A 23577-nucleotide genomic window follows, 5' to 3' on the forward strand; every position below is an offset into this window, starting at 1 on the left:
GGCGACCCTGGCCCTGCAGCGCAGTGGGCGCGGGCGGCTGGCGGGCACGCTGGTATGGGGCGCGGTCGCGGGCGGGGTGGTCCTGATCCCGCTGGGGCTGGTCCGGGCGGGGTCCGGCGCGGAGATGGCGGCCTTCAGCCTGCTGTCCGGCGGCCTGCTGTACGCCCTCGCCGGGCTGCCGGGCCCGCTGCTCCTGGCCCGGCTGCGCCGGGGGCTGGAGGGCCTGGCGGTGGGAACGGCCGCGCTGGGCCTGCTGCTCCGGGGCGAGGTCGACGGGGTCCCGGAACGGGTCGCTCCCTTCCTCGCGCTGCTCGCAGGAGTCCTGGCCGCCCTGCCCGGGGAGTCCCGGCCCTTCTGGCGGGCGTGGCCGGTGCTGGGGGTGGCGGTGCTCGCCAGCCTGGGGGCCATGCTGCAGGGACCAGCGGCGCCTCCCGTGGAGGGCTGGCGGCTGCTGGGCGCGGCGGGGGCAGGCGCGGCCCTGGCCCTGCTGGGCACCCCCGCGGGCTGGCGGTGGCTGAGGCGCGGCCCGGACCCCCGTGGCGACCGCAAGGCGGCAGAAAGGCTGCTGAGTGCCCCGGCGGTGCAGGACGGGGTGCTCCCGGCCCTGACCCTGGGGCTGCTCGCCTTGGCGGGCCGGACGGCTGAATTTCTCCTGGGCGGCGAGGGGCCGTTCACGCTGACCTCGACCGCCGCGTTGCTGGCGTCGGCGGTGGCGCTGCTGGTGCAGGCCCGGCGGCGGCGCCGTCCCTGGCGGTGGTGGCTGGCCCTGGCCGCCTTCGGGGTGGGGGCGCTGAAACTGGTCTTTCTCGACCTCGACGACCTCGGCGGGCTGCTGAGGGGCGCGGCCACGGCCCTGATCGGGCTGCTGCTGCTGGGCATCGGACAGCTGGCCCCCCGCCCGGACGAGGAGGCCACGCCGGAGGCACCGGCCTGAGGGCGGGGGCCGACCCCGCGCCGGGCTTCCCGTATGCTGGGCGGACATGAGCGCCGTGATTCACCTGCAAGCCCTGGGCCTGACCGAGTACGAGGCGCGTGCCTATACCGCTCTGCTCGCCCTCGGGCGCGCCGTGCCCGCTCGTGTGGCGCGGCAGGCAGGCATTCCCCGGCCCAAGATCTACGAGACGCTCGAACGCCTCGAGGGCCGGGGGCTGGCCGCGCGGGTGGGGCAAAACCCGCTGGAATATGCCCCCCTGAGTGCCCGCGAGTACCTCGCCCGGGCGCGGCGGTCCTTCGACGATCGCCTCGGGGCGCTCGACCGCGACCTCTCGCGCCTCGCCCCCGACCCCGCCCCCGAGGCCGTTTACCACCTCTACGGCGAGGCGGCGATCCGCAGCCTGTGCGAGGACCTCACCCTGAATGCCCGGCAGCGGGTCTACATGGCGGGCGAGACGCCCCTCGCCGAACGGCTGGAGCGCCTCACGCCCCGTGGAGTGGAGTTGCGCCGCGCCGCGCTCGCGGGCCTGCCGCCCATCGCTGCCGGGGGCCAGCGGGCCTTTTTGCTCGCCCGCGACGGCGAGGCGGCCGTGATCGCGCACTTTATCGACGACGGCGCTGTCGGCGAGGCCCACGGCGTGCACACCCATAACCCGGTGGTCGTCCACCTGATCGAGGGGTACGTGCGGCTGGCGGCCCGCAGCGCCGGGCCGGGCGTTGACAAGGTCGAGACTCCGCTGTAATCTAACCGGGCCTTTGGGGCTGTGGCGCAGTTGGGAGCGCGTCTGAATGGCATTCAGAAGGTCAGGGGTTCGAATCCCCTCAGCTCCACCAAAGTGCCCCCGCTCCAGCAGCGGGGCAACTTTTTAAGGCGATGTAGCTCAGCTGGTTAGAGCGAACGACTCATAATCGTTAGGTCCCCGGTTCAAGTCCGGGCATCGCCACCAGAGAAGTGTCAGCAAGGGGCCCGTGCACGTGCAGCACGGGTTTTTTGCGTTTTTCACGTGGGCCGGACAGCTTCGGTCGTGGCGAGCTGGTGACAGAGTGAGCAGGTCGGCTGCGGCCAGGACTGCTTCACGCCTTTCAGTCAGGGGTCTGTCTCCTGACCAGAGACACGGCACGTCGACCCGGGCGGTCTACCTTTTTTTCATGACCCCCCTGATCTCCGGACTCGACCACGTGCAAGTCGAGGCCCCTGCCGGGTGCGAGGCAGCGGCGCGGGCCTTTTTCGGCGACTTCCTGGGACTGCCCGAACTTGTCAAGCCGGAGGCGCTGCGGGCACGGGGTGGGGCGTGGTTTGCCCTTCCCGACGGGCGGCAGCTGCATGTCGGCGTGACGCCGGGCTTCGTGCCGCGCGAGAAGGGCCACCCGGCGCTGCGTTGCCCCAGCCTCGCCGCGTTTCAGGCCCACTGCGACGCGCACGGGGTGGACTACCGCGCTGACGCCGAGGCCGGGGTGCCGCGCGTGTTCCTGCGTGACCCCTTCGGCAACCGGCTGGAGGTGGTGGAGGGCGGGCACGAAAGCGTCTCGTGGGACGTTCCACTCTGAGGCCCCGCGCCTAGAATGCCCCCCATGACCGAAGCAACCTCCCAGACCGGGCGCGGCGAGATCGAGCGGGACGTGCTGGTGCGCTGGCTCAGCGACTACCTCCAGATCGGTGCCTACCCCGACCCCAGTCTCAATGGGCTTCAGATCGAGGGCACCCCGACCATCCGCCGGATAGCGGCCAGCGTGGACACCAGCGTCAAGACGTTGCAGGCGGCGGCCGACAGCGGGGCCGACCTCCTGATCGTCCACCACGGCCTGTTCTGGGGCCGTCCGCTGCCCCTCACCGGGCCGCACCGCGAGCGCGTCCGCACGGCGCTGATGGCCGATCTGAACCTCTACGCGGCCCATATCCCCCTCGACGCCCACCCGGAGGTCGGCAACAACGCGATGATGGCCCGCGCCCTGAGCCTGCAGGATGCTCGGCCCTTCGGGGACTGGCAGGGGCACAAGATCGGCCTCTCGGGCGAGTTGCCCTTCGCCCAGTCCCTGCAGGACTTCGCCGACCGGGTGCAGAAGCTGACCGGTGAGATCTGCCTTGTGCACGGCGGCGGCAACCCCGAGGTGCACCGCCTCGGCATCCTCAGCGGCAGCGGGGCGGGCACGGTCGCGGAGGCCGCCGCTGCGGGCCTCGACACCCTGCTCACGGGCGAACCCGAGCACAAGCACTTCCACGACGCCTTCGAGTACGGCGTGAACGTGGTCTACGCCGGGCACTACGAGACGGAGGTCTTCGGCGTCCGGGCGCTCGCCGCCAAGCTGGAGGACGAGTTCGGGCTGGCGTGGCAGTTCCTGCACCATCCGACGGGGCTGTGAGGGGGGGCTGTCGTTCCTGGCCTGTGGCGCGTGGAGGCGGCTGGTCGTTCTTCACACCCCACACGTCACACGCCACACGCGGCGGCGAGGCCGTATGACCCCCCTCTTCCTCACCTTCGAGGGTCCCGAGGGTGCGGGCAAGAGCACGCAGCTCCGGCGGCTGGCGGCGCGGCTGGAGGAGCTGGGCATCGCCCACACGCTCACCCGTGAGCCGGGGGGCACTCCGCTGGGCACGCGGGTGCGTGAGGTGCTGCTCGACCCCGCGCTCGACATCGACGCCCTGCCCGAGTTCCTGCTGTACTCGGCCAGCCGCGCCCAGCTTGTGCGCGAGGTGCTGCGCCCGGCCCTCTCACGCGGCGAGGTGGTGCTGTGCGACCGCTACGCCGACTCCAGCCTCGCCTATCAGGGGGCGGGGCGGGGGCTGGACCCGACCCTCCTGCGCCTGCTGACGGCGGAGGTCACGGGTGGACTCACCCCCAACCTGACCGTGCTGCTGGACCTCGACCCGGTGCTGGGCCTGAGCCGGGCCGCCGAACGGGGCCAGCCCGACCGTCTGGAACAGGCCGACCTCGCGTTTCACGGGCGGGTGCGCCGGGGCTTCCTCGACCTTGCGGCGGGGGAGCCGGGGCGCTTTCTGGTTCTCGACGCCACGCGGGACGAGGCCGAGGTGTCGGCAGCGATCTGGGCGGCAGTGGGGGAGAGGCTGGCGACCCGGACCGGGTAGCGGCGCTCAGGGCCGTCTGGTCGTCACGGCCGTCACACCCGGCACCTTGACCTCGAACAGCACCGGCCAGCGCTTGCCGGTCAGCAGCAGGGTGCCGCGTTCGGGCACGTAGGCGATGCCGTTGGGCACGTCGTCGAAGGTCAAGGGGCGCCCGGTGCGGTCGGCGCGGTCGCTGGCTTCTTCCAGCAGCTCACCCACGTCCAGCCACGCGGTGACCCGGCCGGTGCGAGGGTCGATGCGGGCGATGCGGTCGGTGAGCCACACGTTGGCGTAGATCTGGCCCTGCACGTATTCCAGCTCGTTGAGGTTCCTCACGGGTTGGCCCCGGTCGGTCACCCGCAGGGTCCGCGTGACCGCGAAGGTGCGCGGGTCGCGCCAGAACAGGCTGGAGGACCCGTCGCTCATGATGAGCTGGCGCCCGTCGTGGGTCAGGCCCCAGCCCTCGCCCGAGTAGCGGTAGCGGCCCTGCTCGCGCAGCGTCTCGCCGTCGAGCGCGAAGGCCACCCCCGTCTGCCAGGTGATGTGGTAGGCCACGTCGCCCAGCAGGGTCACGCCCTCCCCGAAGGCACTGGCGACCGGCGTGGGCACCTGCCGCAGCACCTGCCCGGTCCGCAGGTTCACCCGCCGCACCCCCGACTCGCCCACCTGCCCGGTGCTTTCCAGCAGCGTGCCGCCGCCGAGGTACTGCAGGCCCTGGGTAAAGGCTCCCCGGTCGTGCGGGTAGCGGGCGGTGACCGTGGGTTTGAGGACAGGCGTCGCGGCGGTCTGCGCGGCCTCCGCCGTGACCGAGAGGGACAGGAGCGCCGCAAGGACGGGCAGCAGGAGGGAGCGGGGGCGCATGGCCCCATGCTAGCGGCGCCGGGTGAGCGGTGCGTCTTGGTTTCGCCTTGAGCGCCGCCGCCCAGTGCCGTGATCAGCGCCGCGCCCGGACAGAAGAAGGCCCCGGCCTCACACGGGAGGACCGGGGCAGGTGGGAAAGGGCCGGGCTCAGCCCCGCTCGCTGCCCTCCACGGGGGGCTTCACGAAGGCGGCCGAGTCGTAGTAGGTGCGGAAGGCCTGGACCTTCTGGCCGTCGTGCTCGATCACGCTGCTGCCCCGGTAGGCGATGTCGTGCCCGCCCGCGAGCTGCCCGGTGGCCTCCCACTCCATGACGCCGGTGTGCCCGTCGTCGGCGTGGTGAAAGAACTCGCTGCGGATGGTGTCGAAGTTCTCCAGGTAGCGGGTCCAGAAGTCCCGCGCCCCGCTGGGCCCGCTCCATTCCTGGGTGGTCAGGTTGCGCAGGGTGCAGCCTTCCGCGAAGAGTTCGACCAGCGGGGTGGGGTCGCGGCTGTCCTCGGTGGTGCGCAGGGCCTGCATGAACTGTTCGGTCAGGGTCGCCATGTCTCCCACCTCATCACGCTGGCCGGGTGCTGACGAGTAGCAAATGCCTCAGAGTTGCCCTCATGAAGCCGGGGTCAAGGCCCGCGCCGCCGCCGCCCGCACCGCCGGGTGGGGGTCGTCCAGCAGCGGGCGCACCCGGCCCGTTTCATTCCACTGCCCCAGCGCCCAGGCCGCCGCCTCCCGGACCTCCCAGGCGGGGTCCTCCGCCCCGGCGAGCAGCAGGGGCCAGCCTTCCGGAGGGCGCGTGTTGCCCAGCACGGTCAGGGCGTTGCGGGCCATCCCCTTGCGGCGGGGGCGCAGGAAGGCCGTGCCCGCGAACCGGCGCCCGAACTCCCGCTCGCTGACCCCGAAAAAGGCCGAGAGGTCCGGGTGCGCCAGCTCCGGGTCGGGCTTCAGGAGCCGGGCGAGCGGTCCCGCCTTCTGACTCCAGGGACAGACCTCCGAGCACACGTCGCAGCCGAACAGCCAGTCGCCCACGCCCGGCCGCAGGTCGTGCGGCAGCGGTCCCCGGTGCTCGATGGTGAGATACGAGATGCAGCGCCGGGCGTCGATCGTGCGGTCATCCCCGATCGCCCCGGTGGGGCAGGCCGCCACGCAGCGAAAGCAGCGGCCACAGCGGTCGGGATGGGCCTCGGCGGTGCCCTGGGGGGGCAGGTCGGTGAGCAGCACCGCCAGCGTCACGAAGGCGCCCAGCCGGGTGCTCACCGTCATGCCCGACTTGCCCCGCCAGCCCAGAAAGGCCCCGGCCGCGAAGAGGCGCTCCATCACCGGGCCGTGGTCCACGTAGCCGCGTGCCCGGATGCCCAGCCGGGCGGCTTCCTCCTCCAGCCGGGTCAGGACGGGCCCAAGCTGTTCGTGGTAGTCGGGAGTCCAGGCGTAGCGGGCCACCCGCCCTGGCCGCACCCCGCCGGGCGGAGGGCCGGGGTCGGCGAAGGCGTGCGACACGCCCAGCACCAGGACGCTCCCCGCCCCCTCCAGTCTGGAGGACGGCTCGGCGCGGGCCGGAAGCTGCCGCTCCAGATAGTCCATCCCCGCGTGCCGCCCCGCCGAGAGCCAGCCCGCGTACTCGGCCACCGCTGCCGCCGGGACCTGCGCGGGTGCCCAGCCCACCGCGTCGGCCCCCAGGGACACGGCGAGGTCAGAGAGGGTCTCGGCGGCGTTCACGGGGGGCAGTCTGGCACGCGCCGCCCGGGACGAAAGAGAGCTTCAGCCCCCGCGCTCGGCGTCGAGCTGGGCCCGTGCCAGTGCCCAGGCCCGCTCGAAGACCCCCCGGCGCTCGGGGCGGGCCATCACGCGGGCGAGGCCCCCCGCCAGGGTCATGCGCGGCACGTTCAGTTCAGTCTGGCGGGTCATGCCCGGCCACTCGCAGCGCGTCCGCACGAGGTCGCCGTCCGCCGCGACCAGGGCAAACCGCGTTTCCCCCTCGCCGCGCAATTCCACCCCGCACAGGTCGCCGTTCTCGCGGCCGCAGTCGCCGGGGCGGTAGGTCACACCCCCCAGGTCCGGCCAGCCCAGCGTGCTCGCCACCCACCCCGCGAAGAGGCGGGCGGGGAGGTCGTTGTTTCCCGCGTAGCTGACCTCCAGCCCACGCACCCCGGAGAGCTGCCGCGCCGCGTCGGGGCTGTCGAACAGTTGCGCCAGCCCCTCGCGCCAGCCCGCCGAGCGGCTCCAGCCCAGGTCGGCCAGCGCGTAGTGCCGCGCCGGGGGAATGTCGAGGGTGAGGCTGTCCGCGATGACCTGATCGGCGATCTCGGTGAGTTCAGAGAGCAGCACCCCGCCGGGGCGGGTGTCGGCCCCCCACCACACGTGGTTGACGGTGGCCGGGCGCAGCAGCGGCAGGATGGCCCCCTGCAGGCCCTCGGGATCAGCGGAGAGCCGCAGCCGCTCGATATACAGCCCGCCCGGTTGCGGCACCAGGCTGACCTGCACCCGCACCTCCCCGCCCGGCCCGTCCATCACGCCGATAATCTGACGCCCCGCGTAGCGCCCCTCCAGTCCGGCGAGCGCCTCCTCCACCCGCGCGAGGTGCCCGCCCACCGTCAGCGCGATGATGTTGCCGGTGTAGGCCCGCGTCTCCACGTCGGTCTGGGCCCAGAGGTCGTCCAGCGCCGATTGCGCCTCCCGCACCGAGGTCTCCACCGGGCCGAGGATGGGCAGGTCGGTGGGGGGGGTCATGCGCTGACTCCCCTGCGCCGGTCGCCGAACGGGGCGGATGAGCGGTGCCCCCTCACAGCCGCCTCCAGCGCCGGTCCGGGCCGATCAGTCGGTCGGCGGCCTCGGGGCCCCAGGTTCCGGCGGGGTAGTTGGGGAACTCCTGTGGGGGCGTGTCCTCGGCCCTCTCCAGCAGTCCGGAGACGAGTTGCCACGCGCAGTCCACCTCGTCTTCGCGGGGAAAGAGGGTGGCGTCGCCCAGCATCGCGTCGAGCAGCAGCCGCGAGTAGGGGCTTTCCAGTTGTGCCCCGAAGGCGTCGTAGCGGAAGTCCATGACCACCTCGCGCAGCACCATCTCCTGCCCCGGCGACTTGGAGGAGAACTTCAGGCTGACCCCCTCGTCGGGCTGGATGCGGAAGGCCAGCACGTTGCGCTCGGTCCCGCCGGGAAACATGCCCAGCGGCGGGCGCTTGAAGACCACGGCGATCTCGGTGACCTTCTTGGGCAGCCGCTTGCCCGTCCGCAGGAAGAAGGGGACGCCCTGCCAGCGCCAGTTGTCCACCTCCAGCCTCACGGCCACGTGGGTCGGGGTGGGGCTGCCTTCCCTGACTCCCGGTTCCTCGCGGTAGCCGGGCACGGCCTCGCCGTAGAGGGTGCCGGGGCCGTACTGCCCGAAGGCGGCGACCTCGGCCACGCGCCCCTGCGGAATGGGCCGCACCGCCCGCAGGACCTTCACCTTCTCGTCGCGGATCGCGCCCGCGTCGAAGGCCACGGGGGGCTCCATCGCGGTGAGCGCGAACAGTTGCAGCAGGTGGTTTTGCAGCATGTCGCGGATCACCCCGGCTTCCTCGTAGTACCCGGCGCGGCCCTCGAGTCCCAGGTCCTCGGCGGCGGTGATCTGCACGTGGTCGATCATGGCGCGGTTCCACAGCGGCTCGAAAATCGCGTTGCCGAAGCGGATCGCCATCAGGTTCTGGACCGTCTCCTTGCCCAGGTAGTGGTCGATGCGGTAGACCTGCGACTCGTCCCAGACGCGGTGAATGGCCGCGTTCAGCTCGCGGGCCGAACCCAGGTCGCGCCCGAAGGGCTTCTCGATGACCAGCCGCCGCCAGCCCTCCGACTCGTCCGCGAGGCCCAGCCGCCCCAGGCCCGCCGAGATCGGCTCGAAGAGGCTGGGGGGCGTCGAGAGGTAGAACAGCGCATTCTTGCGCCCGCCGTGGGCGTCCTGCGCCCGGTCGAGTTCCTTTTGCACCAGGCTGTAGACCTCGTCGCCGCCGAAGTCGCCGTGCTCGTAGTACAGCAACTCGCGGAACTTCTCCAGGGCGCCGGGCTGCGGGGCATCGGTTTCCTTGCTGCTGCGCAGGGCCTCGAGCACGAAGTCCCCGAACCCCTCGTCGGTCATCTCCTGACGGCCCACCCCGACGATGTTGAAGGCACTGCCCAGCAGCCCGTCCTGCCACAGCCCGAACACGGCGGGCAGCAGCTTGCGCCGAGCGAGGTCGCCGGTCGCCCCGAAGATCACCAGCGTGGCGGGCTCGGGAGCGCGGCTGCGGCGCATGGCGGCCCGGAAAGGGTTGTGCCCGTCCGCGCCCAGGGCGTCCTCGCCGGGGGGCTGCGTCTTCCCGGCTGCGGTCACGCGCCGTCCCCGGTCACGCGGGTCTGGCCCGTCTCGCCAAGCTGCTGCGCCTGCTCCTGTCCGCCCTGGGACTGTGCCGAGGCCGCGTCGATGTTCTGCGGGGCCGCCGCCGCCGGAGCCTCGCCGGGCTGCACCTCGGGCACGACCGACTCCTGCCGGGTGGATTCCAGCACCTTGACCGCGTGCCCGCCGAAGGCCCGCCGCATCGCGGAGAGCATCTGCCCGGCGTAGCTGACCTCCTGCTGGCTGCGGAAGCGCATCTGGGTCGCCAGTGTGATGACGGGCGTGGGAATCCCGAGTTCGATGGAGTCGATCACCGTCCAGCGGCCCTCGCCGGAGTCGGCCACGTAGTCGGAGAGCTGCGAGAAGTCGGCCTCGTTCGCCAGCGCCTCGGCGGTGAGGTCGAGCAGCCACGAGCGGATCACCGAGCCGTGCCGCCAGAGTTCGGCGATCTGCGCCATGTCCAGCCCGTAGTCCTCGCGGGCGTGCAACAGCTCGAAGCCCTCGGCGTAGGCCTGCATCATCCCGTACTCGATGCCGTTGTGGACCATCTTGACGTAGTGCCCCGACCCCGACGGTCCCATGCGGCCCCAGCCCTTGTCGGGCGCGGGCGCGAGCGCTTCCAGAAAGGGACGCAGGCGCTCCACCGCTTCCTGCGGGCCACCCACCATCATCGCGTAGCCTTCCTTCAGGCCCCAGATGCCGCCCGAGGTGCCCACGTCGACCATGTGGATGCCCCTTTGCGCCAGCGCCTCGGCCCGCCGCATGGTGTCCTTGAAGTTGGAGTTGCCCCCGTCGATCACGATGTCGCCGGGCGCGAGCCGTTCCGCGAGGTCGTCGATCACGGTCTGCGTGATCTCCCCGGCGGGGACCATCACCCACACCGCCCGCTGGCCGGGTTCACCCAGCGCGGCGATCAGTTCGTCCACCGAACGGGCCCCCTGCGCCCCGCCCCCCTCGATCAGGGCCACGCTGTCCTCGCTGCGGTCGTAGCCCACCACCGCCTGCCCGCCCTGCACGAGGCGCAGCACCATGTTCCCGCCCATCTTGCCCAGCCCGATCATTCCGAGTTTCATAGAACCTCCCGGCACGGGGGAGGAGGGGTCCACACTGCGGCAGCGGCCTCCAGCCCCCGGCTCATCTCGGGGGCATCATACGCGCGGGCCTCGCGGGGGCGGCGGCGGCCGGGACTTGTCTCAGGGCTGGCTCAAGGGTGGGCGGCACATGCGGCCAGGGCGTTTGGGCCGGAGGGCTACAGTCGGGCATGACGCCTGCGCCCGGCCGCTCCCGCCCCACCCGGCTTCAGCGCGTGCTGATGGTGCTGCTGACGCCTCTGCTGCTCTTCAACCTCGTCGGGATCGCCCGCGCCGTGTGGGACTCGCGGCCCGTGCAGACGTGGCGGGCGCAGCGCACCGGCCTTCCCGTCTACCTGCGCGGGGGCGGTCTGTACGAGGGCCTGGACCACGCGGCGCAGTCGCCCGACGGCCGCTGGGTGGCGATCGGGGGCACCCGCGAATACGGCGAGAGCTTCACCGCGCGGCTGGCGCTGTGGGAGGCCGCCACGATGCGGCGGCGCTGGACCACCGACCTCCCCACGAACGACTTTCGCAGCGTGAACGCCCTGGTGTGGTCCCCCGACAGCCGCACGGTCTGGATTCACGACGACGAGGGCCGGGTCACCGCGCTGGACGCGGCCGGGGGAGGGGTGCGGGGCGAATGGCGCTCCTTCGAGTGGCAGCCCTGCGTGTTCGCCGCCCTGCCGCAGGGCCTGCTGCTCACCGACGCGGCGGGACCGGGGCGCGACCGGCCCGTGCGCCTTACCCTGCGGCGCTGGTCCGACGGGGCGGTGGTGTGGCGGGTGCCCTTCACGTGCTGGTGGGAGGCGGGAGGCAGCGTGGACGCCGCCGGAAGCACGCTGGCCTACAGCCCCCGGCGCGGCGAGGTGGCCCTCTACGACCTGCGCACGCGGCGACCCCGCCCCGAACGTTTCACCCTTGGCAGCGGGGAGGAGGGGCCCTACAGCCTCGCCCTCACGCCCGACGGGTCACGGGTGGCCGCCGGGTGGAAGGAGGGCACGCTGACCGTCTGGGACGGGGCGACCGGGCGGGAGGTGTGGCGGGCCCGGCCCCACCGGGGGCTGGTGCGGGCGCTGGCCTGGAACCCGGCCGGAACGGCGCTGGCCTCCGCCGCCTTCCACGGGTGCGGCGGCTGGCGCAGCGAGTGCGTGGTGGTGACCCGCGCCGCCCCGGACGGCCCGCACAGCCGGGTGGTCTGGTCCCGGCGGTACAACGTGCCCGACACGGTGCAGTGGCTCGGCCCCGACCGACTGCTGCTGGGAGAGGAGGGCGGCTCGCGGGTGGTGGCGGTGCCGGGGGAGTGAGAGCAGCCCGGCCGCCTCAGCACTCCGCGCCCGCCGCCCGGACCCCCTCGCGGCCCAGCCCCTGAAAGCGGTCGGTAAGGGGCACGGCCAGGAAGGGGTCGGCCAGAAAGCGCCGGAAGTTCTCCTCGCTGAGGGGAAGCCGGGCCGGGTACTCCATGAATCCGTTCTGCACCATGAACAGCCAGCAGGGCTGCGCGGCTTCCGGGTGCCGCCCCAGCGTGAGGCGCGGCTCCGGGTCCCGGAAGACGGTCCTGTCCCGCAGGTCCCAGGGGTCCACGGCTCCCCCGCTATTTCCTGCGTCGCGCGGCTTTGGCGGCTTCCCTGGCGGCCTTCTGCTCTTCTTTTTGCTTTCTGGACATCTCGCGGCCCATGTCTTCCATCAGCTGGGCGCCGGGGGCGTCGACCTGCCGCTGCAGGGCCGTCAGGGTGCTGATGACGAGGTTGTGCATCATGCGCTCGACGGGTTTCTGGACCCAGCGGTAGCGCACGCGGCCGTTGACGCCCAGCGTGACCTCGGTGCCGCCGGGCATCGCCTTGAAGGTCCAGCTTTGCGTCAGCCGCTCGAAGGGGCCGACGTGCCGCACGCTCTCCCAGCCGCCGCGCAGCGGGGCCTGAAGCTGACCGTACCTGGCGGTGAAGCTCAGGCCAAACAGCCGCCGCGAGAACTTGAAGCGCACCCGGACGCCCTGCGAGAGCCGGGTGCTCTCGCCGCCCTCATAGTCGGCCCGCGCGAGGTTAGGGTCCCACCGGACGCGGCGCCGGGGCTCCAGCGCGAGGCGATACAGCACGTCCGGACGCGCCCTGACCACGATGCTCTGCCTGATGTGGATGTCCTCGGCCATAATCGGGGGTCACTGTAGCGCGGGCCGCCCCGGTTCACGTCCCGCGCCCCCGGTCCCGCCCTCAGTCCAGATACTCCCGCGCCCGCAGGTGCGAGGCCCGCAGGTTGAAGCGCTCGGCGTACTTCACGCCCGCGAGCCGCCCGATCTGGGCCCGCGTCTCGCGGAACTGCTCGGCGGACCACGCCCACTTGTAAAAGTCGCGGTAGTAGGCCGCCACGTCCGCCGCGACCTCGAAAGTCTCGCTGGTGTCCACGAACACCTCCGGGTAGGGTGAGGCGGGCGCGTAGTACTGGTAGAGCCGGACGGGCTCGCGCCACGCTCCCAGCCGGGTCATGTCCTCGCCGCTCTCGACCGCCTCGTCACCGCTGAGGTCGGGGGCCGGGGGCATCAGGGCGCCGCCGCCCTCCTCGTTGACGATCTTGGGGATGCGGGCCAGCGTCACGGCGTCGAAGGCTACACGCGCGGTCATGCGGTGGTCGGGGTGGGGGTGGTCGTCACTCCAGGTGATCACCGCGTTGGGCCGGAAGCGGGCGTACAGGCGGGCGAGTTGCAGGGCCTCGGCGCGGCCTCCCGTCATGCGGCTGTCGCCCATGTCGAAAAAGTGGTGCCCCGCCCCGATCCTCTGCGCCACCCAGGCCCCGTGTTCCTGCCGGATGCGGGTGACCTCCTCGTGCGGGGCGTCCCCGAACTGGGAAGCGAGTTCGCCCAGCGTGGTCCACACCAGCAGCACCTCGTCGCCGCGTGCGGCGTGTTTCGCCAGCGTGCCGATGCAGCCGATCTCGTCGTCGGGGTGGGCAAACACGGCCATAAGTCGCATGCGGGTCAGGATAGGGCAGGGCGCGGCCGGGTGCCCCCGGCGGGGGGAGGCATCCGGCTCTGGCCCGTGCCCCCAGCGCGGGCCTAGGCTGCGGCATGACACCCAGCGATCTGGAGCTGGCCCGGCGGGTGGCCCTGCGGCCCCTCGCGGACGTGGCCGCAGGGATGGGCCTCGGCCCGGACGACCTCGACCCCTACGGGCGGGANTCCGGCTCTGGCCCGTGCCCCCAGCGCGGGCCTAGGCTGCGGCATGACACCCAGCGATCTGGAGCTGGCCCGGCGGGTGGCCCTGCGGCCCCTCGCGGACGTGGCCGCAGGGATGGGCCTCGGCCCGGACGACCTCGACCCCTACGGGCGGGACGTGGCGAAGGTGCGCCTTCCGGCCCTGGCGCGGCTGCGCGAGCGGCCCCCCGGCAAGTACGTGGTCGTCACGGCGATCACGCCGACCCCGCTGGGCGAGGGCAAGACGGCCACGGCGGTGGGGCTGGTGCAGGGGCTCTCGCGCCGGGGCCGCCGGGCAGTCGTGGCGCTGCGGCAACCCAGCCTGGGGCCGACCTTCGGGATCAAGGGGGGCGCGGCGGGGGCCGGGCACAGCCAGGTGCTGCCGATGGAGCGGCTCAACCTGCACCTCACCGGCGATTTCCACGCGGTGACGGCGGCGCACAACCTGCTCGCGGCGGTGGTGGACAATCACCTCTACCAGGGCAACCCGCTGGGCCTGGACCCCGCGCGGGTGGCGTGGCGCCGGGTGATGGACGTGAACGACCGGGCGCTCAGGAACGTGGTGCTGGGCCTGGGCGACCCGCAGGACGGGGTGCCCCGGCAGGGCGGCTTCGACATCACGGCGGCGAGCGAGGTGATGGTGCTGCTCTCGCTGGCGACCTCGCTGCGCGACCTGCGGGCGCGGCTGGGGCGGCTGGTGGTGGGGTACACCCGGGACGACCAGCCCGTGACCGCCGAGCACCTCGGCGCGGCGGGCGCGATGGCCGCCCTGCTGCGCGACGCGCTCGCGCCCAACCTGCTCCAGACCTCGGAGGGCACGCCCGCGCTGGTGCATACCGGACCCTTCGGCAACATCGCCACCGGGAGTTCCAGCGTGCTCGCCTGCCAGCTGGGGCTGCACGGGGCCGACTACCTCGTCACCGAGGCGGGCTTCGGCGCGGACCTGGGCGCCGAGCGCTTCTTCAACGTCAAATGCCGCGTCTCGGGCCTCACCCCCGACGCCGCCGTCGTGGTCGCCACCGTCCGCGCCCTGAAGGTCCACTCGGGGCACTACCGCATCACGCCGGGCCGCCCGCTGCCTCCCGCGCTGCTGGAGGAGAACCCGGCCGACGTGGAGGCCGGGCTGGGCAACCTGAGCCGTCAGATCGGGGTGGTGCGCGGCTTCGGGGTGCCCGTGGTCGTGGCGGTCAACGCCTTTCCCGGCGACCACCCCAGCGAACACGAGGTCATCGTGCGGGCGGCGCGGGAGGCGGGCGCGCGGGTGGCCGTCTCGCACGCGGTCGCGCGGGGAGGCGAGGGAGCGCTGGAGCTGGCGCAGGCGGTGGAGGAAGCCGCCCACGAGCCGGGGGACTTCCGCTTCACCTACGACCTCTCCGACCCGCTGCTCGCCAAGCTGGGCGCGGTCGCCACCCGCGTGTACGGGGCGGACGGCCTCGACGTCAGCAAGGCGGCCCTGCGCGACCTGCGGCGCTTCGAGGCGCTGGGGTACGGGGGGCTGCCCGTCGTGATCGCCAAGACGCACCTCAGCCTCTCGGCCGACCCCCGGCAGCGCGGGGTGCCCCACGGCTGGCGCCTCCCCGTGCGCGAGGTGCGGCTGGCGGCGGGCGCGGGCTACGTCTACGCGATCTCCGGCGAGATGCGGACCATGCCCGGCCTTCCCGCCCACCCTGCCGCCGAACGGGTGGACCTGGGTGAGATGGGGGAGATCGTGGGGCTGTTCTGACCGCAGGACTCCGGGGCGCTACCGGATCAGCCGCAGCGTCAGCGGGTAGCGGTAGGTGCGCCCCTGGTTCACCCGGATCACCGCGAGCAGCATCACGACCAGCGGAAAGGCCCACAGCACCAGGCTGGCGGGGATGAAAAAGGCGAAAAACGCCGCGAGGCTGCCGAACAGGGCGAAGGCCCCCAGGTCCGGGCTGCCGGTCGCCGCTCCCGCCGCGCCGCCGATCAGGCCCAGGCTGAACAGACCGAAAAACAGCAGTCCCGCCAGCAGCGAGTACAGCCACACGCTGATCTGAAAGTTGACGACTTCCCTGCCCTGCGCGTCCAGCACGGCCGAGCGGTCGCGGTACCCCAGCCACGCGGCGAGCGGTCCCAGCACGTTGCCCAGGCCCGGCAGCACCAGCCCCAGCAGCGGCGAGAGGTGAATCAGCAGCGCGGGCGTGCGGTCGGGCTCGGGAATCACGCCGGGATCAGCGCGTGGCGCGGGCGCGGAAGGGGAGAGGCGCGGGTCGGGGAGGGTCATGTTGACAGTACGCCCGGCGGCTGCCTACAGTTCCGGGGTTATGACGCGCCCCGGCGGGAAGCCGCACTTCAAGAAGTCCGCCGCCCAGAAGGCGCAGGACGCGGCCCGCGACCGCCTGCCCATCAAGGCGGGCATCCAGCCCGCGGTGCCGGTGGCGGGCGAGGAGGTGGACCTCTACAGCGACGGGGCCTGCGACACCACGGCCGGGCACGGCGGCTGGGCGACCATCCTGCGCTACCGGGGCCAGGAACTCGTCCTGAGCGGCAACGAGCGGGATACGACCAACAACCGCATGGAGCTGCGTGGGCTGCTCGAGGGCCTGAAAACCCTCAAACGTTCCTGTCAGGTGCGGGTGGTCACCGACAGCCAGTATCTGCGCAAGGCCTTTACCGACGGCTGGATTCTGAAGTGGCAGCGCAACGGCTGGAAGACGGCGGGCGGCGACCCCGTGAAAAACAGGGACCTCTGGGAGGAGCTGATCGCGCAGGCGCAGACGCACGCGCTGACCTTCGTGTGGGTCAAGGGCCACGAGGGCCACGACGAGAACGAGCGGGTGGACAGGCTGGCGGTGGAGGAGCGCAAGAAACTCAGGGCCGGGTGAGGGGAACCCCAGAATCTGCTCACCCGATCACAGGTGAGCCTCTACACTGCCCGGCATCATGACCTCTCCATCCCAACACGCCCCGGCGGGCTGGCGGACCTTTCTGCTGCTGTGGGGATCGCAATCGGTGAGCCTGATCGGCTCGTATGTCGCGTGGTTCGCCCTGAACGTGTACGTCGCGCAGGTGCTCTACCCCGGCGAGGACCAGAAAGCGCCGCTCGCGCTCGCGCTGGGGGCGCTGGCCATCGCGTCCACCCTCAGCGCGGTGCTGCTCGCGCCGATTGCGGGGTCAGTCGCCGACCGGAATGACCGCAAGCGGGTGATGCTGCTCGCGGGCATGGTGTCGGGCCTGCTCACGCTGGGCATGGCCGCACTGATGTTCGGGATGACGGTGCCGGTCCCGTTCTGGCTGCTGCTGGGCTTCGTGGTGCTCACGCAGTCGCTGAGCCACTTTCACGAGGCCGCGCTGGAAAGCAGTTACGTGATGATCGTGCCCGAAGGCCAGCTCACCCGCGCCAACGGCATGATGCAGACCACCCGGCAGTTTTCCAGCCTGCTCGCGCCCACGCTGGCGACCCTGCTCGTCGGGGTGCCCGCCCTGCTGGGCTGGAATGGGGGCCTCGCGCCGCTGGCGCAGGGGGTGCCCTTCGCGCTCCTCGTGGACGGGGTGAGTTTCCTGGTGGCGGCCCTGATTCTGGCGCGGCTGGCGATTCCCAGTCCACCCCCCGCCGAGAACCACGGGAGCGCCGCCGCCAACCTGAAGGCCGACACCCGGTTGGGCTGGACCTACCTGCTGCGCCGCCCGCCGCTGCTGCAACTGCTGATCGTGGCGGCGGCCCTGAACTTTGCCACCGCCGCGATTCCGGTGTACCAGACGCTGCTGACCACCTTCACGCTGGAAGCCGACCGCACCGCGCGGGGCCTGAGCTTTCCGGCGACCCTGGCGATCATCCAGACCGTCACCAGCCTGGGGATGTTCCTGGGCGGGCTGGCGATCAGTGCCTGGGGCGGGCTCAAGCGGCGGCGCGTCCTGGGCATCCTGTTGCCCGCGCTGGTGTCGGGGGCCGGACTCGTGCTGATGGGACTGTCGGGGGACCTGTACCTGACGGCGGCGGCCTTCGCCCTGACGGTATTCGTCATGCCGATCACCAACGCCCACAGCGGCGGCATCTGGCAGGCGCAGGTGCCGCGCGAGATGCAGGGACGCGTGTTCGCGGTGCGCCGGTTGATTGGCCGCGTGACTGTGCCGCTGGGGATGGCCTTTGTCAGCGCGATGTCCACCAGCCTGCCCCCCGGCCCGGTGATCGCGGGGATGGGCGGGCTGGTCATCCTGATCTGCGTCCTCCAGCTCCTGAATCCCACCGTGCAGCGGGTGGAAGACCGCGAGTACGTGGAGGGGCTGGCGGCGGCGCGGGGGGGGTAGGCAGAAGACAGGAAGCCCGGACGCTGATCCCGTCCGGGCTTCCTTGCTGTCGGGAGAGGGCGGTTTTACCCCTGCCGCTCCAGCCAGCCCGCCAGCCAGGGCAGCTTCTGGCCGACCTTCTCGCGCATGCCGCCCCAGTAGCGGCGGCTCCAGCCTTCCAGGTTGCGCTGCTTGCCCCGGGCGACGGCCATCGCGCCTTCGGGCACATCGTCGTGGACGGCGCTTCCGGCCGCGACAAAGGCCGCGTCGCCGATCACGCGTGGGGCGATCAGGGTGGAGTTCGAGCCGATAAAGACGCCCGCGCCGACGGTCGTGCGGTGCTTGTTCACGCCGTCGAAGTTGGCGACGATGGTCCCCGCGCCCACGTTCGTCTCCGCGCCGATCGTCACGTCGCCGAGGTAGGCGAGGTGCCCCGCCTTGACCCCCGGCCCCAGCCGCGCGGCCTTCGTCTCCACGAAATTGCCGATGTGGACGCTGCCCTCCAGCACGGTGCCGGGGCGCAGGCGGGCGAAGGGCCCCACGTCGCTGCCGGGCCCGACGTGGGCACCCTCCAGCACCGAGTGGGCCTTGACGGTCACGCCTTCCTCCAGCACCGAGTCGGTCAGCACGCTGTAGGCGCCGACGGTCACCCCGTCCGCGATGCGGGTGTCGCCGCGCAGCAGGACGCCGGGTTCCAGGGTCACGTCGCGGCCGAGCTGCACGGTGTCCTCGACGCGCACCGAGTCGGGGTCGTGCATCGTGACCCCGGCCCGCATATGCCCGGCGTTGATCCGGCGGCGCAGGATCGCCTCGGCCTCGGCCAGCCCGGTGCGGTCGTTGGCGCCCATCACCTCGTCGGGGTCGTCCAGCTTGAAGGCCCGCACCGCCGCCCCCTCCGCCCGGTACAGCTCCAGCAGGTCGGTGAGGTAATACTCGCCCGCCGCGTTGCCGTTCGTGATCTGCCGGGCCAGCGCGGGGGCGCGGCTGTCCATCACGTACACGCCGGAGTTGAACTCGCGCACGGCCTGTTCCTGGGGCGTGGCTCCCTTCTGCTCCACGATGCGCTCGACGTTGCCCGCCGCGTCCCGGATGATCCGCCCGTAGCCCGTCGCGTCGGGCAGCTCGCCCGTCAGGATCGTGAAGGCCGAGGCGTGGGCGCGGTGGTCGTCGAGCAAGGCCCGCAGCGTCTCCGGGCGCAGCAGGGGCGTGTCCCCGTACAGCACCAGGATGTCGGCGTCGCCCTCGCCGGACAGCGCGTCGGCCCCCGCCAGAAAGGCGTGCCCGGTGCCGAGTTGCTGGGTCTGCCGCGCGAAGGCCACGCCGGGTTGTTGCAGAGCGGCCTCCACCTGCTCGGCCCCGTGTCCGGTCACCACGACGATGCGCCGCGCTCCCAGCGACTGCGCGGCCCACACGGCCCACGCCACCATCGGGCGCCCGGCGACGGGGTGCAGCACCTTGGGCAGCTTCGATTTCATGCGGGTGCCCTGCCCCGCCGCGAGAATCACCACGTCCAGCGGACGTTCAGGGTGTTCACCGGATTTATCCGATTCCCGAACCTCCGGGAAGGCACCGGAGGTTCGTCCATCTTCTGAAGTCCGGTGGCCGTTGCTGCTCCCTTCGGTCGGGTTCGTCTTCGACTCACCGCAATTTTGTGTCATTCAAATTCACCTGTCCGCTCAGAAGTGTACGGGAAAGGGCTCTGCCGCCAGCAAAAAGCCGCAGCGCCTCGGCTGCGGCTCCCAGATTCAGGCGGGCTTCAGCGGCCCGGCTCGCCGCCCGACAGGTTGCTCTCGGCGCGGTCCACCAGCTTCTCGCCGCCCCGGCGCAGTTCGCCCCCGGCCACCCCGAAGGCGGCGGCGGGCGAATCGCCGTGCGTCAGGTCCGACACGCCCGACTTCACGGCGTCCCCGGCGCGGGTCAGGTTGCCCTCGGGACCGGGGTTGACGCGCTTCAGCAGGCCCTTCACCTGCTGCTGAAGGCTGGGGTTCTTCTGATACAGGGTGTAGGCGCCGTAGCCCGCGCCGCCCAGCAGCACCAGCGTCCAGGGAAAGCCGCCCCCGCCCCTCTTCTGCATCCGCAGGGCCGTGACCTCGCCCTGAAGCTCGCGGATGTCGTGCTGCTGGCGGGCGATCAGGCTGGCCGTCTCGGCGTGCTGCTTCATGACGGCCCGGGTGATCTCGCGTTCGAGGTCGTGCTGGCCCTTCTTGGCCGCCTTGCGGAGCTGGTCGACGTGGTCGAGGTAGGTGTCCTTGTTCTTCATGGTGAGCCTCCTGATACGCCGAGTCTGCGGTGCCCGGTCCCGGCCCTGGTTGCGAGGCGCATGAAGGGACCTTGCCGGGGGGCTCAGAGCAGAAAGGGGGCGGACAGGAGGCGGGGCAGTGGCCTGCCTGCTCGCCACCGCCCCGCCCCTTGTTCTCCTGCTGCTCTGTTCTCCCGCTGCTCTCCCGTTTCGCTCAGCGCCCGTCGGGCTGGGGAGCCGTCGCTGCCGGGGTGGAGGTCACCGTGTCGGGCTGCCGCCGGATCTTGAGCAGCATGTACACGCTCAGCAGAATCAGGGGCACGCTGATGATGTGCGTGTCGGTCCACAGGCCGATGCCGGGGGCGTCCAGACCCTGGTTCAGGTAGCTCTTGATCGCCAGCGGGTTGAGGCGGAAGGTCTCCTCCAGCCCGGCCCGCAGGACCGAATACCACAGCCAGAACTGCCAGAAGACCCAGCCCGCCTTGCGCGAGCGCAGCCAGAAGTAGGCGGCGATGCTCAGCACGATGCCGATGAACACACCGTACAGCTGGGTGAAGTGGACGGGCGCGGTCATCACGAGCTGCCCGCCGATCTCCTGGCAGTAGCGCGAGAGGTCCATGTCCGGGTTGGGGTTGGGAATGCACATGCCCTCGTGAAAGGCGCGGGCGCTGTCGGGCCAGCGGTAGCCAATAGGCCACCCGGTCACGCGGCCCACCGTGTCGGTGCCGTTCATGATGTTGCCGATGCGCCCGCCGATGATCCCGAAGGCCACGCCGGGCACGAACAGGTCGGCGTACTGGTAGAAGTTGAGCCGGTAGCGCCGGGCGTAGTACACCAGCACCAGAATCCCGCCGATCAGCCCGCCGTGAATCGAGATGCCGCCCTGCCGCAGGTTGATGATGTCCAGCAGCAGCCGGGGCATCGGCGTGCCCGCGAACTGCTCCCAGGAGGTCGCCACGAAGACGATCCGGGCGCCCACCAGTCCCCAGATGATCGCCCACAGCACCATGTCGTTGAAGAGGTCCACGTTCAGCCCACGCTGACGGGCCAGCCGGGTGCCGACCAGCAGCCCCAGGACGATGCCCAGCGTGATCAGCACGCCGTACCAGGCAACCGTGAAATTGCCGATCTGAAGGAATACGGGGTCCATAAGTCAGGAGCAGTGTAGGGCGAATGCGCCCCCGGCGGCGCTGCATACGAAATCCCGGCCTGGGGGGGCCGGGACCTGGGACGGCCGGGAAGGGGCGCTCAGGTCCCCAGCGCGGCCTCGTCCTCTTCCGGCACCACCCGGAACACGCGCGAGAGGATGATGCCCAGTTCATACAGGGCGTAGAGGGGCAGCCCCACCAGCAGCATGTTGAAGGGGTCGGGGGTCGGCGTGATAAAGGCCGCGAACAGCATCACCCCCAGCAGGGCGAGGCGCCAGCTTCGGCGCAGCATGACGTGGTTGACCAGCCCGATGCGGGTGAGGATCACCGCCAGAATGGGCAGCTCGAAGGCCAGCCCGAACGCCACCAGAAAGCTGGTCATCAGGCCCACCAGATTGGCGAGGCTCTGCATCTGCTCGACCGTGCCGCCCAGAAAATCCAGCAGAAAGCGCACCATCGCGGGCAGCACGAACGTGTACCCGAACGCCGCGCCCGCCAGGAAAGACAGCCCCGCCCCCACCACGAAGGGCAGCGACCAGCGCCGCTCGTGGGCGTACAGTCCCGGCGCGATAAAGGCCCAGACCTGCCACAGGATGAAGGGCAGCGCGAGTGCCAGCCCCGCCCAGAACGACAGTTGCAGGCTGATCAGGAACTGGTCAGTGAGGTTGACGGTGACCAGCTTGACGTTGCCGAGCTGGTACTGCTCGGAGGCCTGCAACGGGGCCTTGATCAGCTCGATAAGGCCAAAGCGGTACTGAAACGCGGCCACCATGCCCAGGGCCAGAAAGATCAGGCTGTAGAACAGGCGCTTGCGCAGTTCCTCGAGGTGGTCGAACAGGGGGGCGCTGTGCAACTCGGCGGAAGCGGGGGGCCTCGTCATGGCAGGGGCCTGCGCTTCAGGCGCGGTGGTCGCGCTCGGCGGCGGCGGTGGCAGGAGTGACGGGGGCGGCAGGGGCAGCAGGGGCGGGCGCCGCGTCGAGGGGCCGGGCCTCCACGTCGGTGACCGCCACGTCGCTCAGGGGCGTGGTGGCCTGTTGGAGGGGCACCGGGTGGTGGGTTTCTTTCTTGAACTCGCGGATGCCCTGCCCCAGCCCCTTGCCGAGTTCGGGCAGTTTCTTGGCTCCAAAAATCAGGGCGACGACAAGCAGAATCAGGATCAGTTCCATTGGACCGGGCATGGCAAAACCTCCGGAGGGGGAGAGAGCAGCGGGTGGGCGGGGGCGGGCGTTCGCCGGGAGACCCTTCAGGGTAACGCGGCGGCATGAGGGGGGACCGTGGGCTGGGGGCCGCTTGGCGCCCTACCTGGCCTTATGCGCCCGCGTCCTCTCTGGATGTCCGGCCCACCCTCATCAAGCCTGAAGGTGCCCGGCCCGGGTCATCCAGTCGGGGCCGCTCCCGCATACAGCCGGATGACCCGCCCCTCCGGGTGGCGAGAGGAGATCCCTGTATGCCCAATATCGGAGCCGCCGAACTGATGATGATCGTGGTGATCGCGCTGCTGGTCTTTGGGCCGCGCAAACTGCCCGAACTGGGCAAGAGCGTGGGGCAGGCCCTGCGCGAGGTTCGCCGCACCACCAGCACCGTCACGGATGAACTGCGGGCTGGCCTGGACAGTCCAGGGCCCCGCGATCCCAGGTAGAGTCTCGCTGCGGCTGCGGGTGCTAGCCTGCCCGCACCCCATGTTCGCCGACCCGACCACCGAACCCACCGACGAGACGCTGCTGCGGCAGATGGCCGGGGGCGACGAGGCCGCGCTGCTGGAGTTGCACCGCCGCTACGTGCGGCTGCTGAGTGCCCTGGGCTACCGGATGCTGCGCCAGCGCGAGGACGTGGACGCCTGCGTGCAGGACGCTTTTTTCAACGCGTGGCGGCACGCCGGAAGATTCGACCCCTCGCGGGCGCGGGCCAAGACGTGGCTGGTGAGCATCGCGCACCACCGCTTTCTCCAGCACCTGCGCGACCGCCCGGACGTGGCCCTGGAACTGGAAGACTGGGACACGCCCACCCCCGCCCCCGACCACGAGGGCCGGTTGCTGGCGGGCCGCGCCCTGGGTGTGCTGGACCCCGCGCAGCGCGAGCTGATCGAACTGGCGTACTACCGGGGGCACTCGCACTCGGAACTTGCCGCGCTGACCGGGCTGCCGCTGGGCACGGTCAAGTCGCGCCTGCGCTCGGCCCTGGAGCGGATGCGCGGCGCCCTGCACACCGGGAAAGGAGAACACCCCCTATGACGCCCGACCGCGACGACCTGCTGGCCTACGCCCTGGGGACCCTGTCCCCGGCGGAGACGGCGCGGGTCGAGGCTGAACTGGACCGCGACCCGGCACTGCGGGCCGAGGTGCGGACCGACCTGGACGCGCTCGCGCTGCTGCTGGACGATCTCGATCCGCAGGCGGTGCCCGTGCCCGCAGACGCCGGGGGGGAACTGCTGGCGCGGGTGCGGGCGCAGGAAGCGCAGGCTGGACGGCCGCCCGCCTCCGGAGCTGCGCCGCCCGCC

General features: G+C 71.7%; 25 protein-coding genes, 2 tRNA genes and 2 pseudogenes. 14 read left to right on the forward strand and 15 right to left on the reverse strand.

The window, feature by feature from the left end:
• The 7 genes from QOL99_RS04895 to tmk all read left to right on the forward strand — a co-directional run.
• Positions 1-934: DUF2339 domain-containing protein (locus tag QOL99_RS04895; RefSeq protein WP_285521945.1), on the forward strand; the 934-nt coding region annotated here is incomplete at its 5' end.
• 46 nt (positions 935-980) lie between these two features.
• On the forward strand, positions 981-1676 hold the full coding sequence (locus tag QOL99_RS04900; protein WP_285521947.1) for a TrmB family transcriptional regulator: 696 nt from the start codon (positions 981-983) through the stop codon (positions 1674-1676).
• Between the two features lie 15 nt (positions 1677-1691).
• Positions 1692-1767: transfer RNA gene (locus QOL99_RS04905), tRNA-Ala, on the forward strand.
• Positions 1768-1803: 36 nt separating this feature from the next.
• Positions 1804-1880 (forward strand) — tRNA-Met (locus QOL99_RS04910).
• Positions 1881-2082: 202 nt separating this feature from the next.
• On the forward strand, positions 2083-2481 hold the full coding sequence (locus QOL99_RS04915) for a VOC family protein (protein ID WP_285521949.1): 399 nt from the start codon (positions 2083-2085) through the stop codon (positions 2479-2481).
• A 24-nt stretch (positions 2482-2505) separates the two neighbouring features.
• Positions 2506-3294: a Nif3-like dinuclear metal center hexameric protein gene (locus QOL99_RS04920; protein WP_285521950.1), complete on the forward strand. Its 789-nt coding sequence runs from the start codon at positions 2506-2508 to the stop codon at positions 3292-3294.
• Positions 3295-3388: 94 nt separating this feature from the next.
• Complete coding sequence (gene tmk, locus QOL99_RS04925; protein WP_285521951.1) at positions 3389-4018, forward strand: dTMP kinase; 630 nt, start codon at positions 3389-3391, stop codon at positions 4016-4018.
• A gap of 6 nt (positions 4019-4024) precedes the next feature.
• Here tmk and QOL99_RS04930 read toward each other — a convergent pair whose 3' ends face one another.
• The 6 genes from QOL99_RS04930 to gnd form a co-directional block, all read right to left on the reverse strand.
• The gene (locus QOL99_RS04930) at positions 4025-4858 is read right to left on the reverse strand and encodes a glutaminyl-peptide cyclotransferase (protein ID WP_285521953.1); all 834 of its coding nucleotides are present in this window, start codon (positions 4856-4858) and stop codon (positions 4025-4027) included.
• Between the two features lie 147 nt (positions 4859-5005).
• Positions 5006-5398: a nuclear transport factor 2 family protein gene (locus QOL99_RS04935; protein WP_285521954.1), complete on the reverse strand. Its 393-nt coding sequence runs from the start codon at positions 5396-5398 to the stop codon at positions 5006-5008.
• Positions 5399-5458: 60 nt separating this feature from the next.
• A complete protein-coding gene (gene queG / locus QOL99_RS04940; protein ID WP_285521955.1) occupies positions 5459-6562 on the reverse strand; it encodes a tRNA epoxyqueuosine(34) reductase QueG in 1104 nt (367 codons plus the stop codon).
• Between the two features lie 42 nt (positions 6563-6604).
• Positions 6605-7573: a glucose-6-phosphate dehydrogenase assembly protein OpcA gene (locus QOL99_RS04945; RefSeq protein ID WP_285521957.1), complete on the reverse strand. Its 969-nt coding sequence runs from the start codon at positions 7571-7573 to the stop codon at positions 6605-6607.
• A gap of 52 nt (positions 7574-7625) precedes the next feature.
• Positions 7626-9185, reverse strand: coding sequence for a glucose-6-phosphate dehydrogenase (gene zwf, locus QOL99_RS04950; protein ID WP_285521959.1), 1560 nt, complete (start codon positions 9183-9185; stop codon positions 7626-7628).
• Positions 9182-10261, reverse strand: coding sequence for a phosphogluconate dehydrogenase (NAD(+)-dependent, decarboxylating) (gene gnd / locus QOL99_RS04955; protein ID WP_285521960.1), 1080 nt, complete (start codon positions 10259-10261; stop codon positions 9182-9184). The genes zwf and gnd overlap by 4 nt, the downstream gene beginning before the upstream one ends.
• 188 nt (positions 10262-10449) lie before the next feature.
• Here gnd and QOL99_RS04960 point away from each other — a divergent pair, with 188 nt between their 5' ends.
• Positions 10450-11565 (forward strand): WD40 repeat domain-containing protein, encoded by a 1116-nt coding sequence (locus QOL99_RS04960; RefSeq protein WP_285521961.1) that lies wholly within the window; start codon positions 10450-10452, stop codon positions 11563-11565.
• Positions 11566-11581: 16 nt separating this feature from the next.
• Here the strand turns inward: QOL99_RS04960 and QOL99_RS04965 are convergent, their stop codons facing one another.
• The 3 genes from QOL99_RS04965 to QOL99_RS04975 all read right to left on the reverse strand — a co-directional run bounded on the left by QOL99_RS04965 (position 11582) and on the right by QOL99_RS04975 (position 13224).
• A complete protein-coding gene (locus tag QOL99_RS04965) occupies positions 11582-11842 on the reverse strand; it encodes a hypothetical protein (protein WP_285521963.1) in 261 nt (86 codons plus the stop codon).
• 10 nt (positions 11843-11852) lie between these two features.
• Complete coding sequence (locus tag QOL99_RS04970) at positions 11853-12407, reverse strand: SRPBCC family protein (RefSeq protein ID WP_285521965.1); 555 nt, start codon at positions 12405-12407, stop codon at positions 11853-11855.
• 61 nt (positions 12408-12468) lie between these two features.
• Entirely contained in the window at positions 12469-13224 is a 756-nt protein-coding gene (locus QOL99_RS04975) for a PIG-L deacetylase family protein (protein WP_285521966.1), read from the reverse strand.
• A 249-nt stretch (positions 13225-13473) separates the two neighbouring features.
• On the opposite strand from QOL99_RS04975, the gene QOL99_RS04980 reads away from it, so the two are divergent.
• The gene (locus QOL99_RS04980; protein WP_285521967.1) at positions 13474-15168 is read left to right on the forward strand and encodes a formate--tetrahydrofolate ligase; all 1695 of its coding nucleotides are present in this window, start codon (positions 13474-13476) and stop codon (positions 15166-15168) included.
• Positions 15169-15186: 18 nt separating this feature from the next.
• Here the strand turns inward: QOL99_RS04980 and QOL99_RS04985 are convergent, their stop codons facing one another.
• Entirely contained in the window at positions 15187-15690 is a 504-nt protein-coding gene (locus QOL99_RS04985) for a DUF4870 domain-containing protein (RefSeq protein WP_285521969.1), read from the reverse strand.
• Positions 15691-15730: 40 nt separating this feature from the next.
• Here QOL99_RS04985 and rnhA point away from each other — a divergent pair, with 40 nt between their 5' ends.
• Positions 15731-16291 (forward strand): ribonuclease HI, encoded by a 561-nt coding sequence (gene rnhA / locus QOL99_RS04990; protein ID WP_285521971.1) that lies wholly within the window; start codon positions 15731-15733, stop codon positions 16289-16291.
• 58 nt (positions 16292-16349) lie between these two features.
• Positions 16350-17714 carry an MFS transporter gene (locus QOL99_RS04995; protein WP_285521973.1) on the forward strand — a complete coding sequence of 455 codons (1365 nt, stop codon included), beginning with the start codon at positions 16350-16352 and terminating at the stop codon, positions 17712-17714.
• 65 nt (positions 17715-17779) lie between these two features.
• On the opposite strand, the pseudogene glmU reads toward QOL99_RS04995, so the two are convergent.
• The 5 genes and pseudogenes from glmU to tatA all read right to left on the reverse strand — a co-directional run.
• Positions 17780-19213, reverse strand: a pseudogene (gene glmU / locus QOL99_RS05000) (bifunctional UDP-N-acetylglucosamine diphosphorylase/glucosamine-1-phosphate N-acetyltransferase GlmU); the annotation flags it as partial.
• 236 nt (positions 19214-19449) lie between these two features.
• Positions 19450-19953: a hypothetical protein gene (locus QOL99_RS05005; RefSeq protein ID WP_285521975.1), complete on the reverse strand. Its 504-nt coding sequence runs from the start codon at positions 19951-19953 to the stop codon at positions 19450-19452.
• A 193-nt stretch (positions 19954-20146) separates the two neighbouring features.
• A complete protein-coding gene (gene lgt / locus QOL99_RS05010; RefSeq protein ID WP_285521976.1) occupies positions 20147-21082 on the reverse strand; it encodes a prolipoprotein diacylglyceryl transferase in 936 nt (311 codons plus the stop codon).
• A 98-nt stretch (positions 21083-21180) separates the two neighbouring features.
• Entirely contained in the window at positions 21181-21960 is a 780-nt protein-coding gene (gene tatC / locus QOL99_RS05015) for a twin-arginine translocase subunit TatC (RefSeq protein ID WP_285521977.1), read from the reverse strand.
• Between the two features lie 16 nt (positions 21961-21976).
• Positions 21977-22258, reverse strand: a complete 282-nt coding sequence (gene tatA, locus QOL99_RS05020) for a twin-arginine translocase TatA/TatE family subunit (RefSeq protein WP_285521979.1) — start codon at positions 22256-22258, stop codon at positions 21977-21979.
• Positions 22259-22527: 269 nt separating this feature from the next.
• Here tatA and QOL99_RS05025 point away from each other — a divergent pair, with 269 nt between their 5' ends.
• The 3 genes and pseudogenes from QOL99_RS05025 to QOL99_RS05035 all read left to right on the forward strand — a co-directional run.
• Positions 22528-22719 carry a Sec-independent protein translocase subunit TatA/TatB gene (locus QOL99_RS05025; protein ID WP_326522572.1) on the forward strand — a complete coding sequence of 64 codons (192 nt, stop codon included), beginning with the start codon at positions 22528-22530 and terminating at the stop codon, positions 22717-22719.
• A gap of 40 nt (positions 22720-22759) precedes the next feature.
• The gene (locus tag QOL99_RS05030) at positions 22760-23311 is read left to right on the forward strand and encodes an RNA polymerase sigma factor (protein ID WP_285521980.1); all 552 of its coding nucleotides are present in this window, start codon (positions 22760-22762) and stop codon (positions 23309-23311) included.
• Positions 23308-23577, forward strand: a pseudogene (locus QOL99_RS05035) (hypothetical protein); the annotation flags it as partial. The gene QOL99_RS05030 and the pseudogene QOL99_RS05035, both read left to right, overlap by 4 nt.

Source organism: Deinococcus rhizophilus, from assembly GCF_030271215.1.
Taxonomy (GTDB): domain Bacteria; phylum Deinococcota; class Deinococci; order Deinococcales; family Deinococcaceae; genus Deinococcus; species Deinococcus rhizophilus.